The sequence below is a fragment of the Streptomyces sp. LS1784 genome (genome assembly GCF_020103755.1).
Taxonomy (GTDB): Bacteria; Actinomycetota; Actinomycetes; order Streptomycetales; family Streptomycetaceae; genus Kitasatospora.
In genome coordinates, this window is sequence record NZ_JAHSQD010000162.1 from 1 (window position 1) to 15,303 (window position 15,303).

Below are 15,303 nucleotides of genomic sequence, written 5' to 3' on the forward strand. Positions count from 1 at the left end.
CGGCACGCGGACCGCTCCGCCGAACGGCTGCGCCAGGCCTGGTCGGCGGCGGCCCCGACGGCCTCACCGACCGGCGCCGCGAGCACCGCCGCGCCCCCGCCGTACGACGCGGGCGGCGGCATCGGCTTCCTCCACGTACCGGCCCTGGGCGCCGGCTACCAGGTACTGGTCAAGGTCGGTGCCGACGAGAACACCCTCGCGGACGGGGTCGCCGGCGTCTACACGGCGCCGTACCCGTCGGCCATGCCCTGGGACGCACAGGGCAACTTCGCCCTCGCCGCCCACCGCGACGGGCACGGCGCGAAGTTCCACGACCTGGACCGACTGAAGCCGGGCGACCCTCTGGTCGTGGAGACCCGCGACCGCTGGTACGTCTACCGGGTCGACGCCACGCTGCCGGAGACCTCCAAGTACGACACCGGTGTCATCGCCCCGGTGCCCACCGGCTCTCCGTACGCCGAGCCCGGGCGCTACATCACCCTGACGACCTGCACGCCGGTCTACACCTCGCTGTACCGGATGGCCGTCTGGGGCAGTCTGGTCCGGGAAGAGCCGATGGACCCGGGCCGCACGCCGCCCGCCGAGCTGCGCTGAGCCGGTCCGACGAACACACGGCCGACGGGCGGTGCGCCGTGCGCGCACCGCCCGTCGGTCACTGAATGCTCCGGCCACCGCCGGTGCTCACCCGGCGCCCTTCGGGCCGGGCCCGGTCATGCGGAGCGTCGGCTGATCCGCATGGCCATCGCGCCCGCCGCGAGGAACGCCGCCGAGAAGCCGAGCAGGGCCGGCGACGCCCCGCTCCCCGTCTCGGCCAGCTCCCCGTGGTGCCGGCTCTTCTGCTCCTCGTGGCCGCCCTGGTGGCTCTGGTGGCCCTTGTGCTCCTCGTGGCCGCTCTGGTGGCCCTGGTGGCCCTTGTGCTCCTCGTGGCCACCCTTGTGGCCCTTGTGCTCCTCGTGGCCCTTGTGCTCCTCGTGACCACCCTTGTGATCCTGGTGGACCGGCTTGTGCGGCTCCTGCTCCACCATGCTGAACTTGGCCTTGTTCACGTTGGTGACGCTGTTGTTCGAGCTGTTGTCGAGGTCGTTCTTGACGGTGTTCTCCACAAGGACCGTCACGTTGACCTGCTGGTCCTGGGTTTGCTGGCCGTTCTGAGCCTGGGCCTGGTCCTGGCTCTGGGCCTGGTCCTGGGCCTGAGCCTGGGCTTGGTCCTGGGCCTGGCTCTCGGGCTTGTTCTCGGGCTTGTGCTCGGGCTTGTGCTCGGGCTTGTGCTCGGGCTTGTTCTCGGGCTTGTGCTCGGGCTTGTGCTCGGGCTTGTGCTCGGGCTCGTTCGACTGGCCGCCGTGGCTCTCGTGCCCCTCGTGCCCACCATGGTCGCCGGGGGGGCAGGGGCATTCGGGGGCGTGGTGGTCCTTGGGGCAGCGCTTGCCGGTGCGGGACGACAGTTCGTCCAGTCCGCCCAGTTCCTTGAGGAACCCGAGCGTCGACGGCCGGGCCGCGGGCCGACCGCGCTCGGAGTCGTCCTCGCCCGGCTGACTCGCCGTCTCGTTCTGCTCGGTTCCTTCCTCGGCCGGCTGAGCTGCCGCGCCCGGCTCGGCGGCGACGGCCGCCTCGGTGCCGACGCCCGCCTCGGTGCCGACGCCCGCCTCGGTGCCGACGCCCGCCTCGGCGGGGTCGTCCGCCCGGTGGGGCTGACGGGCCGCCAGCTTGGGCGGGAGGACTTCACGATTGCCGAAGGTCCAGGCATGGGTGGCGTTGCCGGTGCCCTCCGCGGCACGGAGGAGCCCGTCGACCCAGTTACCCCGCGCCTCCGCCGATTCGGCGGCTGCGCGGTGGTCGGCGGAGGGCGAGGCGTAGGCCACGGAGCCGGCACCCCACACGAGGGCGGCCGAGGTCAGTCCGGACAAGGCCAGGATGGTGATTCGAGTACGCATGACACTCCAGAATGATCCGCAAAACGGATCTTCTGAATACGCCTCTTCGTCACCCCGCCACGGCTCGCACCGCTGCAGGGTAACCGCATTGGCCCAACGGATTAACGTGCGTGGGGTACACCGCCCACACGGCCCGCACCAGTCGACAAGCCGTCAGAGCACCTGGAGGTTCTTCCGCAACTCGAACGGCGTCACCTCGGAGCGGTACTCCTCCCACTCCTGGCGCTTGTTGCGCAGGAAGAAGTCGAAGACGTGCTCGCCGAGGGTCTCGGCGACGAGTTCACTGCGCTGCATCAGGTCGATGGCCTCGCCGAGGTTCTGCGGCATCGGCTGGATGCCGAGGGCCCGGCGCTCGGAGTCGGACAGCGCCCACACGTCGTCGTCGGCGCCGGGCGGGAGCTCGTAGCCCTCCTCGATGCCCTTCAGGCCGGCCGCGAGGGTGACGGCGTAGGCGAGGTACGGGTTGCAGCCGGTGTCCAGGGAGCGGACCTCGATCCGGGTGGAGCCCTGCTTGCCCGGCTTGTACATCGGCACCCGGATCAGCGCCGAGCGGTTGTTGTGGCCCCAGCAGATGTAGGACGGCGCCTCGCCGCCGGCCCCGGCGGTGCGCTGGGAGCCGCCCCAGATCCGCTTGTAGGAGTTCACCCACTGGTTGGTGACGGCGGCGGTCTCGGCGGCGTGCTTCAGCAGGCCGGCGATGAAGGACCGGCCGACCTTGGACAGCTGGTACTCGGCGCCGGACTCGTGGAAGGCGTTGCGGTCGCCCTCGAACAGCGAGACGTGGGTGTGCATGCCGCTGCCGGGGTGCTCGGAGAACGGCTTGGGCATGAAGCTCGCGTGCACGCCCTGCTCCAGCGCGACCTCCTTCATGACCAGCCGGAAGGTCATGATGTTGTCGGCGGTGGACAGCGCGTCGGCGTAGCGCAGGTCGATCTCCTGCTGGCCGGGGGCGCCCTCGTGGTGCGAGAACTCGACCGAGATGCCCATCGACTCCAGCATGGTGATCGCCTGGCGGCGGAAGTCGTGGCCCACCCCGCGCGGGGTGTGGTCGAAGTAGCCGGACTGGTCGGCGGGGATGGGCGGGGTGCCGTCGCCGGGCAGGTTCTTCAGCAGGAAGAACTCGATCTCGGGGTGGGTGTAGAAGGTGAAGCCCTGCTCGGAGGCCTTCTCCAGGGTGCGCTTGAGCACGAACCGCGGGTCGGCGTAGGAGGGCGAGCCGTCCGGCATCAGGATGTCGCAGAACATCCGGGCGGTGCCCGGGGTCTCCGAGCGCCAGGGCAGGATCTGGAAGGTGGTCGGGTCCGGCTTCGCGATCATGTCGGACTCGTACACGCGGGCGAAGCCCTCGATCGCCGAGCCGTCGAAGCCGATGCCCTCCTCGAAGGCCTGCTCCAGCTCGGCCGGTGCCACCGCGACCGACTTCAGGAACCCGAGCACGTCGGTGAACCACAGCCGGACGAACCGGATGTCACGCTCTTCGAGCGTCCGAAGCACGAACTGCTGCTGCTTGCCCATGGGGACAGTCTCACCTCTGCTCTTTACGCTCGTGTTACGCCCCGGAGGCCCCGGAAAGACCTCGTGAAGCGGTTGCCCCCATCATGGCCGATCCGCACCGGGCACCGCAGTGCCGACCCCCGCCGTCGGGCCCCGCCCAGGACATTGCGTCAGTTAGACGATTAGACTCGGAGGCATGCCCACTCTCCGTCTCGCCCTGAGCCAGATCGACCCCTGGGTCGGTGACCTCGCCCGCAACAGCGATGAGGTGGTGCGCTGGACCAGGCAGGCCGTGGAGGCCGGCGCGCAGCTGGTGGCCTTCCCCGAGATGGCCCTCACCGGGTACCCGGTGGAGGACCTCGCCCTGCGCCGCTCCTTCGTCGAGGGCTCCCGCGGTGCGCTGGTCGAGCTGGCCGGCCGGCTGGCGGCGGACGGGCTGGGCGAGGTCCCGGTGGTGGTCGGCTACCTCGGGCGCTCCGAGCACGCCTCGCCACGTTTCAACCGCCCGGCCGGCTCCCCGCAGAACTGCGCCGCGGTGCTGCACCGGGGCGAGGTGGTGACCCGCTTCGCCAAGCACCACCTGCCCAACTACGGCGTGTTCGACGAGTTCCGCTGGTTCGTCCCGGGCGACCAGCTGCCCGTGCTGCGGGTGCACGGGGTGGACGTCGCACTGGCCATCTGCGAGGACATCTGGCAGGACGGCGGCCGGGTCACCGCCGCCCGCGAGATCGGCGCCGGGCTGCTGCTGGTGGTCAACGGCTCCCCGTACGAGCGGAACAAGGACGACCAGCGGCTGGAGCTGGTGCGGCGCCGGGCGGCCGAGGCGGGCTGCACCCTGGCGTACGTCAACATGGTCGGCGGCCAGGACGAGCTGGTCTTCGACGGCGACTCGATCGTGGTCGGCGCGGACGGCGAGGTCCTGGCCCGCTCCCCGCAGTTCGAGGAGCACCTGCTGGTGCTGGACCTGGACCTGCCGACCGCCGGCCGCGACCACACCGACGGCCTGCTGCTGAGCGACGGGCTGCACCTGGTCCGCACCGAGCTGGACGGCGAGCCGCAGGCCGCGCCCGTCATGGGGGCTCCCCCGGCCGAAGGCCGGGAGAGGCTCACCGCCGAGGTGGCGCCGCGGATCTCGGACGAGGCCGAGATCTGGGCCGCGCTGGTCTCCGGCACCCGGGCCTACGTGACCAAGAACGGCTTCGAGTCGGTGCTGATCGGCCTCTCCGGCGGCATCGACTCGGCGCTGGTGGCCGCGATCGCGGTGGACGCGGTCGGCGCGGCGAACGTGCACTGCGTCTCGATGCCCAGCCGCTACTCCTCCCGGCACTCCCGGGACGACGCGGCCGAGCTGGCCCGCCGCACCGGGCTGCGCTTCCGGACCGTCTCCATCGCCCCGATGTTCGACGCCTACCTGGGGGCCACCGAGCTGACCGGCCTCGCCGAGGAGAACCTCCAGTCCCGGCTGCGCGGCACCCTGCTGATGGCGATCTCCAACCAGGAGGGGCACATCGTGCTCGCGCCCGGCAACAAGAGCGAGCTGGCGGTCGGCTACTCGACCCTGTACGGCGACTCGGTCGGCGCCTACGGGCCCATCAAGGACGTCTACAAGTCGCTGGTCTTCCGGCTGGCCCGCTGGCGCAACGAGGAGGCCGAGCGGCGCGGCGAGGTGCCGCCGATCCCGGAGCACACCATCACCAAGCCGCCGTCCGCCGAGCTGCGGCCGGACCAGGTGGACACCGACTCGCTGCCCGACTACGACCTGCTGGACAGCGTGCTGGCCCGCTACATCGAGGGCGACGAGGGCCGGGACGCGATCGTGGCGGCCGGCTTCGACCCGGCCGTGGTGGACCGGGTGGTCCGGCTGGTCGACACCGCCGAGTACAAGCGGCGCCAGTACCCGCCGGGCCCGAAGATCTCGGTCAAGAACTTCGGCCGGGACCGCCGCCTGCCGATCACCAACCGCTGGCGGCGCGGCTGAAGCGCACGGCCTAGCGGACCGGCTGGTACCGGTAGGTGGCGGCCACCGGAAGGTGGTCGCTGCCGTCCCGCGGCAGGGTGCGGGAGTCCAGCGGGTCCAGCCCGCCCTTGCTCATGATCTGGTCGATCCGGGCCATCGGGAAGGCGGCCGGCCAGCTGAAGCCGAAGCCGTCACCGGCGGCGCCCTGGGCCGAGCGCATCTGCGAGGTGACCGGCGCGAGGCTGCGGTCGTTCATGGTGCCGTTGAGGTCGCCGAGCAGCAGGACCTTCTTCAGCGGCTCGGCCTGGATCGCGTCACCCAGCGCCTGCGCGCTGACGTCCCGCTGGTTGACGGTGAAGCCGCCCTCGGCCTTCAGCCGCACCGAGGGCAGGTGCGCCACGTACACCGCGACCGGGCCCTGCGGGGTGCCGACCTGGGCGCGGAAGGCCCTGGTCCAGCCCATCCTCAGGTCCACCGGGGAGACGTCACTGATCGGGTACTTCGACCAGAGCCCGACGGTGCCCTGCACCTCGTGGTACGGGTAGGCGCCGGCCAGCCCGGTCTCGTACGAGCGCAACGGCTTGCCGGCCAGCTCCTGCAGGGCGACGATCTGGGCGCCGGAGTCCACCAGGGTACGGATGGTGCCGGGCACGTCGGTGTTGGCGGCGGCGACGTTGTGGCTGACCACCGTCCAGTCGCCCGGGCCGCCCCGCTTGTCGCTCAGCAGGCCGCCGAACAGGTTGACCCAGAGCACGACGGGCAGCAGCAGGGCGAGCAGCGCGGTGGCGGAGCGGCGCAGCAGCGCGGGCACCAGCAGCACCGGGACGGCCAGGCCCAGCCAGGGCAGGAAGGTCTCCAGCAGGCTGCCGAGGTTGCCGACCCGGTTGGGCACCTCGGCATGGAAGGCGAACAGCACGGCCGTGAGCACGGCGAGCGCGGCGATCACCAGGCCGCGCCGCCAGGTACTGCTGCCGCGGGTGTCCCGGCCCCAGTGGCGCAGGCCGATGAAGCCGACGCGACGCGGCGCGGGGGCCGGGTCGTCGGCGCCGCTCCCGGGGGCCACGATCCGATCGGTCCTGTCCGCCTGCGCCATCAAGTGGCTCCCGTCGCTCGTGCCGCCGCCGGTCCGGTGCCGGTTTGACCGGATACCCGGCTCAGCCTATGCCGGGACAGACGTCGGCCCCCCGGAGCGGGTTCCGGCGTGGCCCGGTTTGGTGAGCGAGGCCACGTTCGGCCGGATCAGCGGGGCGCGAGTCCTTCGAGCACGGAGTCGACCAGCTTGCGGGCCAGGTCCGGGTCCTCCAGGTCGGAGTCGTCCCACAGGATGCTGCGGTAGAGGATCGGCCCCATCAGCAGGTCGTTGAGCAGGTCCAGGTCGAGGTCGTCACGGATCACGCCCTCGGCGACGGCCTGGCGGATCAGGCCGAGCCCGACCGCCCGGCGCGGCTTGATCACCCGCTCCCGGTAGGCGGTGTACAGCTCGGGCAGGGTCTGCATCTGGCCCATGGCGGCCTTGAGCACCCAGCGGGTGCGCTTGGCCAGGCCGCGCCGGCGGACGTGGTCCACCAGTGCGATCAGGTCGGCCCGGGCGCCGGCGCCGGTGGGCTCCGGCAGTGGCTCCTCCAGCCGGCTGACCACGTCGACCAGCAGGGCCTCCTTGTTGGGCCAGCGCCGGTAGATGGTGGCCTTGCCGACGCCGCCGGCGGCGGCGATGCCCTCGATGGTGAGCTCGGACAGCGCGGTGCCGCCGGCCATCAGGTCCTCGACGGCCGTGAAGATGGCCTGCTCGGCGGCCTCACTGCGGGGCCGGCCACGGCGTACCTCCGCGCAGTGCTGCCCGGTGCCGGCGGTCGGCGTGTCCGTCTTCATCCCCGCTGCCTCTCCCTCGCTCTCCCCGGTCGCGCAGGCGCCGTGGCGTGTCCCTCGATGGGTCCGCGGCAGGGGACCTTGCCCCGGACCCGGGCCCTGCCTCCCGGGGCGTACCCGGGGGACAGGGCCATTGTCACTCAGCTGCGGTGCGGCCTCAGGCGTCCGCGGCCGCCGCCTCCCGCTCCTGGCCGCGCTGCTCGGGGACCTGGCCGCCCGGGCCCGCGGGGGCGGCCGAGCGGCGCGGCAGCAGGAACCAGGCGACCGCGGCGCCGATGACCGAGACGCCCACCGAGAGCGAGGCCACCACGTGCATGGCGTGGATGAAGGAGTCCTTCGCGGGGGTGATGAGCGCCTGGCCGCCGGGAAGGCGGTCGGCGATGGCCAGGGTGGCCTCCAGCGACTCGCCGGCCTTGTCGCGCAGCCCCTCGGGCAGGTGGGTCAGGGTGTCGGCCATCCCGTCGCGGTAGACGGTGGAGAGCACCGCGCCGAGCACGGCGACCCCGAGCGAGCCGCCGACCTGGCGGAAGGTGTTGTTGACGGCCGAGCCGGCGCCGGCCTTCTCCCGGGGCAGCGAGGCCATGATCGCGACGGTGACCGGCGGCATGACGTGCGCCATGCCGGCGCCCATCACCAGGCCGAGCACGACCAGCATCCAGATCGGGCTGGTGGCGGTCAGCACGGCGTAGCCGACGAAGCCGAGCGCGACCAGCAGCATGCCGCCGGCGGCGGTGGCGGCGACGCCGAGCCGGTCGACCACCAGCCGGGCCCGCGGGGCGAACAGCAGCTGGGCGGCGGCCATCGGCAGCATCAGCAGGCCGGCCTGGAGTGCACTGTAGCCACGCACGCTCTGGATGTAGAAGACGCCGAAGAAGGAGACGCCCATCAGCGCGAAGAAGATCACGCCGACGACCACCACGGAGGCGCTGAACACCTTGTCGCGGAACCAGGTGACGTCCAGCGCGGGGAACGGCGTGCGGCGCTCGAACCAGACGAAGGCGGCCAGCGCGACGACGCCGACCAGGGTCGGCGCCCAGGCTTCGACCACGGTGAAGTCGGCCAGCTCGCCGCCCTTGATGATGCCGTAGATCAGCGCGACCAGCCCGACGATCGACAGCAGCACGCCGACCGGGTCCATCCGGCCCGGGTTGGGGTCCTTGGACTCGGGGACCAGGATCACCATCGCGATCACCGCGACGACCACGATCGGGACGTTGACCAGGAAGACCGAGCCCCACCAGAAGTGCTCGATCAGCAGACCGCCGGTGATCGGGCCGATGGCGATGGCCAGGCCGACGGCGCCGGCCCAGATCCCGATCGCCTTGGGCTGCTCGGAGCGCTCGAAGACGTTCATGATGATCGCCAGCGTGGCGGGCATCGCGAGCGCGCCGCCGACGCCCATCAGGGCGCGGTAGCCGATGAGTTCACCGGGCGAGGCGGCCAGCGCGGACAGCAGCGAGGCGACGCCGAAGACCGCCATGCCGGCCAGCAGCGCGCGCTTGCGGCCGAACCGGTCGCCGAGCAGGCCGGAGGTGAAGAGCAGGCCGGCGAAGACCAGGGTGTAGGAGTTGATCGACCATTCCAGGTCGCTCTGGGTGGCCCCGAGGCCGACCGGCGCGGGGGTCGCGATGGTCTTCATCGCGACGTTGAGGATCGAGTTGTCGAGCACGACGACGAGCAGGGCGAGCAGCAGGGTGCCGAGGATCGCCCAGCGCCGGCGGTGGATGGCTTCCGGCACGCGAGGTGGCGCGGCTGCGGTGGTCATTGGTCTTCCCGTCCGTGTTGGCGTTGCACTGGCGGGCATTCCGAGCCGCATACGTCTCGCAACCCCCCGCGCCAGAGTAGCGGCCCATACGATACGAGACGAATCCGTTTCGTAAAGAGAAGGCAAATTCGGAGGCCTCCCGCGCACCCCGGCGCGGGCGGCCCGCCCGCCCGGTGTGCGGCGGATCCCACCGGGACGCACGCACCCCTCTTTGCGCGCGCGCCGGGGCGTGCAAGCATGGAGGGAATCCGGGGACGCCGCACGGCGCCACGAGACGACAACCCTTCAGGAGTCCGTTCGATGAACGCTTCTTCGCCTTCGCCTGCCCAGAACCAGGCGTCGACCACCACCCTCTACGGCGGGGTCACCAACCGCCGGGTCACCGTCCGCGACCTCGCCGCCGCCAAGCAGCGCGGCGAGAAGTGGTCGATGCTCACCGCCTACGACGCCCTCACCGCGGGCGTGTTCGACGAGGCCGGCATCCCGGTGCTGCTGGTCGGCGACTCGGCGGGCAACTGCCACCTCGGCTACGAGACCACCGTCCCGGTGACCATGGATCAGATGGTGATGCTCTCCGCCGCCGTCGTCCGCGGCACCAAGCGGGCCATGATCGTCGCCGACCTGCCGTTCGGCTCGTACCAGGAGTCCCCCGCCCAGGCCATGCACAACGCGGCCCGGCTGATGAAGGAGGCCGGGGTCGGCGCGGTCAAGCTGGAGGGCGGGGAGCGCAGCGCCCGCTCGATCGAGCTGCTGGTCGAGGCCGGCGTCCCGGTGATGGCCCACATCGGCCTCACCCCGCAGTCCGTGCACGCCCTCGGCGGCTACCCGGTCCAGGGCCGCGGCGACGAGGCGGCGCACCAGCTGCTGCGCGACGCCAAGGCCGTCCAGCAGTCGGGGGCCTTCGCGGTGGTGCTGGAGGCCGTCCCGGCCGAGCTGGCCGCCCAGGTCACCGAGCAGCTGGCGATCCCGACCGTCGGCATCGGCGGCGGACCGGACACCGACGCCCAGGTGCTGGTCTGGACCGACATGGCCGGCATGACGGCCGGCCGGGTGCCGAAGTTCGTCAAGCAGTACGCGGACCTGCGGACCGTCCTCGGCGACGCCGCCCGGGCGTACGCGCAGGACGTGCGCACCGGCGCCTTCCCGGCGGCGGAGCACAGCTTCCACTGACGCTCCCCCTCGCGGCCCCGCTCCCTCGCCGGAAGCGGGGCCGCTGTCGTTCCCGGCGCGACCGATGACAGCCGCGTGACAGCGGGCCGACAGCGCGCCGCCCGGGCCGACAGGGAGTTGACGGCCGGGGCGGACAGCCTGGAGGCATGACACGAATCGCGACGGCCCCGAACGACCGGGGAACCACCTCCGGGAACGCCGTGGAGGTGCACGGCATCGTCAAGCACTACGGCAGCACCAAGGCCCTCGACGGGGTCGACCTCACCGTCGAGGAGGGCACCGTCCTCGCCCTGCTCGGCCCCAACGGCGCGGGCAAGACCACCCTGGTGCGCGTCCTGTCCACCCTGATCAAGCCGGACGCCGGCACCGCGTTCGTCGGCGGCTACGACGTGCTGCGCCAGCCCAAGCAGCTGCGCCGCACGATCGGCCTCACCGGCCAGTACGCCTCCGTGGACGAGCTGCTCTCCGGGTACGAGAACCTCTACCTCATCGGCCGGCTGCTGGACCTCCCCCGCCGGGAGGCCAAGGCCCGGGCCGCCGAGCTGCTGGAGCGCTTCTCCCTCACCGAGGCCGCCAAGCGGCCCGCCAAGACCTACTCCGGCGGCATGCGCCGTCGCCTCGACCTGGCCGCCAGCATGATCGGCCGCCCCCGGGTGCTCTACCTGGACGAGCCCACCACCGGCCTGGACCCGCGCACCCGCAACGAGGTCTGGGACGAGGTGCAGCGGATGGTCGCCGAGGGCAGCACCGTCCTGCTGACCACCCAGTACATGGAGGAGGCGGAGCAGCTCGCGAACGAGGTGACCGTCATCGACCGCGGCAAGGTGATCGCCAACGGCGCCGTCTCCGAGCTCAAGGCCAGGGTCGGCGGCCAGACCCTCCAGGTCCGCCCGGCCCACCCGGCCGAGCTGCCCGAGATGGCCCGCTGCCTGCGCGAGAACGGCGTCCTCAACGCCACCGTCTCGCACGACGACGGCCTGCTCGCGGTGCCGATCACCGGCGAGGAGCACCTGACCGCCGTCATCTCGGTGCTCGGCACCCGCGGCTTCGCGATCGCCGGCATCGACACCAAGGTCCCCAGCCTGGACGAGGTCTTCCTCGCCATCACCGGCAAGCCCACCGCGGACGCGGCCACCGCCCCCGCCCCCAGCCTCGCCAAGGAGCCCGTCGCATGACCACCGCCACGCTCACCCCCGCCCGGGTGAAGGACACCCGGGCCGAGGACACCCGGATCGGCCTGGCCGGCACCCTGCGCCACGTCGGCGCGCTGACCCGGCGCAACCTGATGCGGATCAAGGCCGACCCGGAGTCGATGTTCGACGCCGTACTGATGCCGATCGTCTTCACCGTGCTGTTCGTCTACGTCTTCGGCGGCGCCATCTTCGCCGGCAACCAGGACGAGTACAAGCAGTTCATGATCCCCGGTCTGCTCGGGCAGACCGGCATGACCCTGGCGCTGGCCGTCGGCACCGGCCTGAACAGCGACTTCCAGACCGGGGTGATGGACCGTTTCCGCACCCTGCCGATCGGCCGGGCCTCGGTGCTGCTGTCCAAGATCGTGGCGGAGACCCTGCGGGCGCTGCTCTCCTCCGCGATCCTGCTGACCTTCGCGTTCATCCTCGGCTTCGAGCTGAAGACCGGTGTGCCGGAGCTGCTGGCCGCGGTCGGCCTGTCGCTGGTGTTCGGCATGTCGATCGTCTGGATCTCGATGTTGCTCGGCATGTCGATGAAGAGCGCCCAGGCGGTGCAGGGCGTCTCCATGCTGGTCCTGATGCCGATGCAGTTCGGCAGCTCGATCTTCGCACCGACCGACACCATGCCGGGCTGGCTGCAGGCCTTCACCAAGGTCAACCCGCTGTCCGCGCTGGCCGACGCCTCCCGCTCCCTGCTCAACGGCCAGGGGGCGGTGGCCCACCCGGTGATGATCGTGCTGATCTGGTCGGCCGCCGCCACCGCGGTCTTCGCCCCGCTGGCGGTCGCCCGGTTCCGCAAGCGGACCTGACCCCCGCGACCACCGCCGGCCCCGTCGGGGAAGGGCCGGCGGACGGGACGGCCGGCCGTCCGGGACAGGCGCCGGCCGCAGTACGGGCCCGTGCGGGCGGTGACCAGGGGACGGGCACCGGCCGCACGGGCCCACGCGCGGTCTAGCCGATCAGCCCCTCCAGCAGTTCGAAGGCCTGCTCCTGGGTCATCCCGGCCCCGTCGGCCCGGGCCTCCTCGTACCCGGCATCCCCCATCAGGTCCCGCAGGACGGCCTCCGAACGCGCGCGCTCGACCCGGTCCAGGTAGCCGCCCTTGGGGCCGTGCAGCCCACCGTGCGCGCCGGTCAGCGCGGCCGCCACCCGGGCCCGCTCCAGGTCGCCGTCGTGCTGGGCGAAGGCGCACAGCACCGCCGTCACCGCCGGCACCACCAGGACCGTCATGTGTTCGAAGAAGCCGCTCGCGGCCGTCACCGCCCGCAGCTGCCGCCAGCCGTCGCGCAGCAGCTCGAACCCCGCCTCCGGGTCCCCGGCCCGGGCGGTGATCCAGCCGCGGGAACTCAGCAGCATCCCGGTCACCAGGCTCGGCGCGAAACCCCCGACCCGGACCGTGTCCAGCTCGTCCAGCTCGGCCAGCGCCCGCTCGAACTCGCCGCGCTGGGCGTGGATGCCGCAGAGCGTCAGGTGGCCGAACATCAGTGCCCCGGTGGTGGACTGGTTGAGCCCCGGGGTGTCGATCGAGGCCAGCGCCTCGCGGATGACCCGCTCGCCGCGGTCCATGTCGTGCTCCAGCAGGGCGCTGCCCAGGTTCACCCGCAGGATCGGCACCTCCTGCGGCGCCCCCAGCTCCTCGACCAGCTCGATCGCCCGCGCGTACGCCTCGGCGGCGGCCGCGGACTCGCCCCGGTTGGCCAGCGACTCGCCGTGCGCGGACAGCGCCTGGGAGATCCCCCAGAGGTTGCCCGACTGCTCGAACAGCTCCAGCGAGCGCTCGCCGTCCAGGATGCTCTGCTCCTCGCCGCTCGGCCAGTCGTTCATCATCCTGGCCCGCACCTGGAGGATGAACGCCAGGTCGCTCACCCCGCCGTGCTGTTCGCAGCCGCGCACGGCGTCGTCGATCAGGTCCTTCATCTCCTCCAGGCGACCGGACAGGAAGGCCCCGAACACCCGCATCAGCGCCGGGAAGCGGTAGGCCTGCGGCAGATCCGGGGTGTAGACGCCCATCAGCCGCTGGGCGACCTCGATCGCCTCCGGGTCGCCGAGGACGTCCAGGTTGCCCTCGAACAGCCCGATCAGCCGGAACATCGCGAGCAGCCGGCGGGCCTCCTCGACCACCCCGGCGGACAGCGGCAGCTCGTACGCGAACACGCTGCGCTCCAGCGGCACCGGCCGCGGGGCGTCCGGGCCGAACGGGTCCGGGCCGAGCGCGGCGACCGCGTTGTACCAGGAGCGCGCCTCCATGCTGTAGCCGCGCAGCGACCAGTACCAGCTCATGCCGAGGGCGAGGAGCAGCGCCTGTTCCTCGTCCCGCAGGTCGATCGCCCGACGCAACGCGATCCGGATGTTGTCCTGCTCGCGCTCCAGCACCGTCAGCCAGTGCAGCTGCCGGGGGCCGTGGATCTGGCCGTCGGCGACGGAGAGCATGGTGCGGAAGTGCGCGAGGTGACGGGCCTCGGTGGCGGCGCGCTCGGCGGCGGCCCCGGCGAGACGCTCGGCCGCGTACTCGTGGATGGTCTCCAGCATCCGGTAGCGCGGCAGGCTGGCCCCGTCCAGGTCCGCCACCAGCAGGGACTTGTCGACCAGGGACAGCAGCAGGTCGGCGACCTCGCCGGGGGCCACCTCGACGCCGTCGGCGCAGACCGCCTCGGCGTCCTCCAGCTGCCAGCCGCCCGCGAACACCGACAGCCGGCGCAGCACCGCCCGCTCCCGCTTGCCCAGCAGGTCCCAGCTCCAGTCGACCACCGCGCGCAGGGTCTGCTGGCGCGGCAGCAGGGTGCGGCTGCCCGCGGTGAGCAGTGAGAACCGGCCGTCCAGCCGGTCGGCTATCTGGCGCGCCGTCATCACCCGCAGCCGGGCGGCGGCCAGCTCGATGGCCAGCGGCAGCCCGTCCAGCCGGCGGCAGATCTCGGCGCAGGCCTCCGGGTCGCTCTGCGGGTCGAAGCCGGGACGGGCGGCGGCGGCGCGCTCGGCGAACAGCCGCAGCGCCACCGGGTCGGGCAGCGGCTCCACCGGCAGCACCGTCTCCCCGGGCACGCCCAGCGGTTCACGGCTGGTGGCGAGCACGGTCAGCCCGGGGCACTCGGCGAGCAGGACGTCGGCGAGGTCGGCGGCGGCCTGGATCAGGTGCTCGCAGTTGTCCAGGACGAGCAGCATCCGACGGTGGCCGCAGTGCTCGACCAGCCGGCGCACCGGGTTCTCGGCCCGCTTGTCGATCACCTCGGCGACCATGCTGGTGCTGTGCAGCACGATCTCGCGCAGGCCGAGCGCCGAGACCACGGCGGCGGGCACCGCCTCCGGGCTCTCCAGCGGGGCGAGTTCGGCCACCCAGACGCCGTCCGGCCAGCCACCGGCGGACTGCTCGGCGCGGCCGGCCTCCGTCGAGAGGCTGGTCTTGCCGGAGCCGCCGGGGCCGGTCAGGGTGACCAGCCGACGGTCCGCCAGCATGCCGCGCAGCGCGGCGAGATCCTCCTCCCGGCCGACGAAGCTGGTCAGCCGGCCGCGCAGATTGCCACCGGAGCGCGGGAGTTGGGGCGCGGCAGCGGGTGCGAGCGCGGGGGCCGGGGCGCGGACGGGCTCCGGCGTCGGCGCCTCGTGAGCGTCCGGTGCGAGCAACTCGGCGTACAGGGAGCGGAGTCCGCGGCCCGGGTCGACGCCGAGCTCCTCGGCCAGCGCGCGCCTGGTCCGTTCGTAGTGGCGCAGCGCCTCGGCCGTCCGCCCGCTCTCGTGCAGCGCCCGGATCATCAGCAGCTGCAACGGCTCGTCCAGCGGCTGCCCGCCGCACAGCTCGGCCAGCTCGGCGACCAGCTCGGCGGCCCGGCCGAGGCCGAGGTCGGCGGTGATCCGGTGGCGGCGGGCCTCCTCCCGCTGGGCGTCCAGCCGGGCGGCCGGGCCGGTGCGGTCCGGCAGGTCGGCCAGCGCGGG

At 72.5% G+C, this 15,303-nt stretch carries 11 protein-coding genes; 5 read left to right on the top strand and 6 right to left on the bottom strand.

What is annotated here, in order from left to right; translation table 11 throughout:
* On the top strand, positions 1-594 hold a 594-nt coding region (locus tag KS423_RS19810; RefSeq protein WP_224280891.1), incomplete at its 5' end, for a class E sortase.
* A gap of 116 nt (positions 595-710) precedes the next feature.
* Here KS423_RS19810 and KS423_RS19815 read toward each other — a convergent pair.
* A complete protein-coding gene (locus tag KS423_RS19815) occupies positions 711-1,931 on the bottom strand; it encodes a hypothetical protein (protein WP_224280892.1) in 1,221 nt (406 codons plus the stop codon).
* A 153-nt stretch (positions 1,932-2,084) separates the two neighbouring features.
* Positions 2,085-3,446, bottom strand: coding sequence for a type I glutamate--ammonia ligase (glnA, locus tag KS423_RS19820; protein WP_224280893.1), 1,362 nt, complete (start codon positions 3,444-3,446; stop codon positions 2,085-2,087).
* A 175-nt stretch (positions 3,447-3,621) separates the two neighbouring features.
* Between glnA and KS423_RS19825 the strand changes: the two genes are divergently transcribed.
* A complete protein-coding gene (locus KS423_RS19825; protein WP_224280894.1) occupies positions 3,622-5,403 on the top strand; it encodes an NAD+ synthase in 1,782 nt (593 codons plus the stop codon).
* A 10-nt stretch (positions 5,404-5,413) separates the two neighbouring features.
* On the opposite strand, the gene KS423_RS19830 is transcribed toward KS423_RS19825, so the two are convergent.
* From KS423_RS19830 to KS423_RS19840, 3 genes are all read right to left on the bottom strand, one after another.
* A complete protein-coding gene (locus tag KS423_RS19830) occupies positions 5,414-6,475 on the bottom strand; it encodes an endonuclease/exonuclease/phosphatase family protein (protein WP_224280895.1) in 1,062 nt (353 codons plus the stop codon).
* 146 nt (positions 6,476-6,621) lie between these two features.
* Entirely contained in the window at positions 6,622-7,251 is a 630-nt protein-coding gene (locus KS423_RS19835) for a TetR/AcrR family transcriptional regulator (RefSeq protein WP_224280896.1), read from the bottom strand.
* Between the two features lie 154 nt (positions 7,252-7,405).
* A complete protein-coding gene (locus KS423_RS19840) occupies positions 7,406-9,013 on the bottom strand; it encodes an MFS transporter (RefSeq protein WP_224280897.1) in 1,608 nt (535 codons plus the stop codon).
* A gap of 300 nt (positions 9,014-9,313) precedes the next feature.
* On the opposite strand from KS423_RS19840, the gene panB reads away from it, so the two are divergent.
* The 3 genes from panB to KS423_RS19855 all read left to right on the top strand — a co-directional run bounded on the left by panB (position 9,314) and on the right by KS423_RS19855 (position 12,185).
* A complete protein-coding gene (panB, locus tag KS423_RS19845; RefSeq protein ID WP_224280898.1) occupies positions 9,314-10,183 on the top strand; it encodes a 3-methyl-2-oxobutanoate hydroxymethyltransferase in 870 nt (289 codons plus the stop codon).
* 146 nt (positions 10,184-10,329) lie between these two features.
* Positions 10,330-11,358, top strand: a complete 1,029-nt coding sequence (locus KS423_RS19850; protein WP_224280899.1) for an ATP-binding cassette domain-containing protein — start codon at positions 10,330-10,332, stop codon at positions 11,356-11,358.
* The gene (locus tag KS423_RS19855) at positions 11,355-12,185 is read left to right on the top strand and encodes an ABC transporter permease (protein ID WP_224280900.1); all 831 of its coding nucleotides are present in this window, start codon (positions 11,355-11,357) and stop codon (positions 12,183-12,185) included. The genes KS423_RS19850 and KS423_RS19855 overlap by 4 nt, the downstream gene beginning before the upstream one ends.
* A 142-nt stretch (positions 12,186-12,327) precedes the next feature.
* On the opposite strand, the gene KS423_RS19860 is transcribed toward KS423_RS19855, so the two are convergent.
* Positions 12,328-15,303, bottom strand: a 2,976-nt coding sequence (locus tag KS423_RS19860) for a BTAD domain-containing putative transcriptional regulator (RefSeq protein ID WP_224280901.1), incomplete at its 5' end; no start/stop codon positions are given.

Excerpts from the sequence above, each read along its gene's own strand:
- panB (WP_224280898.1), top strand. The coding sequence starts at position 9,314 with ATGAACGCTTCTTCGCCTTCGCCTGCCCAGAACCAGGCGTCGACCACC.
- KS423_RS19850 (WP_224280899.1), top strand. The coding sequence starts at position 10,330 with ATGACACGAATCGCGACGGCCCCGAACGACCGGGGAACCACCTCCGGG.
- KS423_RS19815 (WP_224280892.1), bottom strand. The coding sequence starts at position 1,931 with ATGCGTACTCGAATCACCATCCTGGCCTTGTCCGGACTGACCTCGGCC.
- glnA (WP_224280893.1), bottom strand. The coding sequence starts at position 3,446 with ATGGGCAAGCAGCAGCAGTTCGTGCTTCGGACGCTCGAAGAGCGTGAC.
- KS423_RS19855 (WP_224280900.1), top strand. The coding sequence starts at position 11,355 with ATGACCACCGCCACGCTCACCCCCGCCCGGGTGAAGGACACCCGGGCC.
- KS423_RS19825 (WP_224280894.1), top strand. The coding sequence starts at position 3,622 with ATGCCCACTCTCCGTCTCGCCCTGAGCCAGATCGACCCCTGGGTCGGT.
- KS423_RS19840 (WP_224280897.1), bottom strand. The coding sequence starts at position 9,013 with ATGACCACCGCAGCCGCGCCACCTCGCGTGCCGGAAGCCATCCACCGC.
- KS423_RS19835 (WP_224280896.1), bottom strand. The coding sequence starts at position 7,251 with ATGAAGACGGACACGCCGACCGCCGGCACCGGGCAGCACTGCGCGGAG.
- KS423_RS19830 (WP_224280895.1), bottom strand. The coding sequence starts at position 6,475 with ATGGCGCAGGCGGACAGGACCGATCGGATCGTGGCCCCCGGGAGCGGC.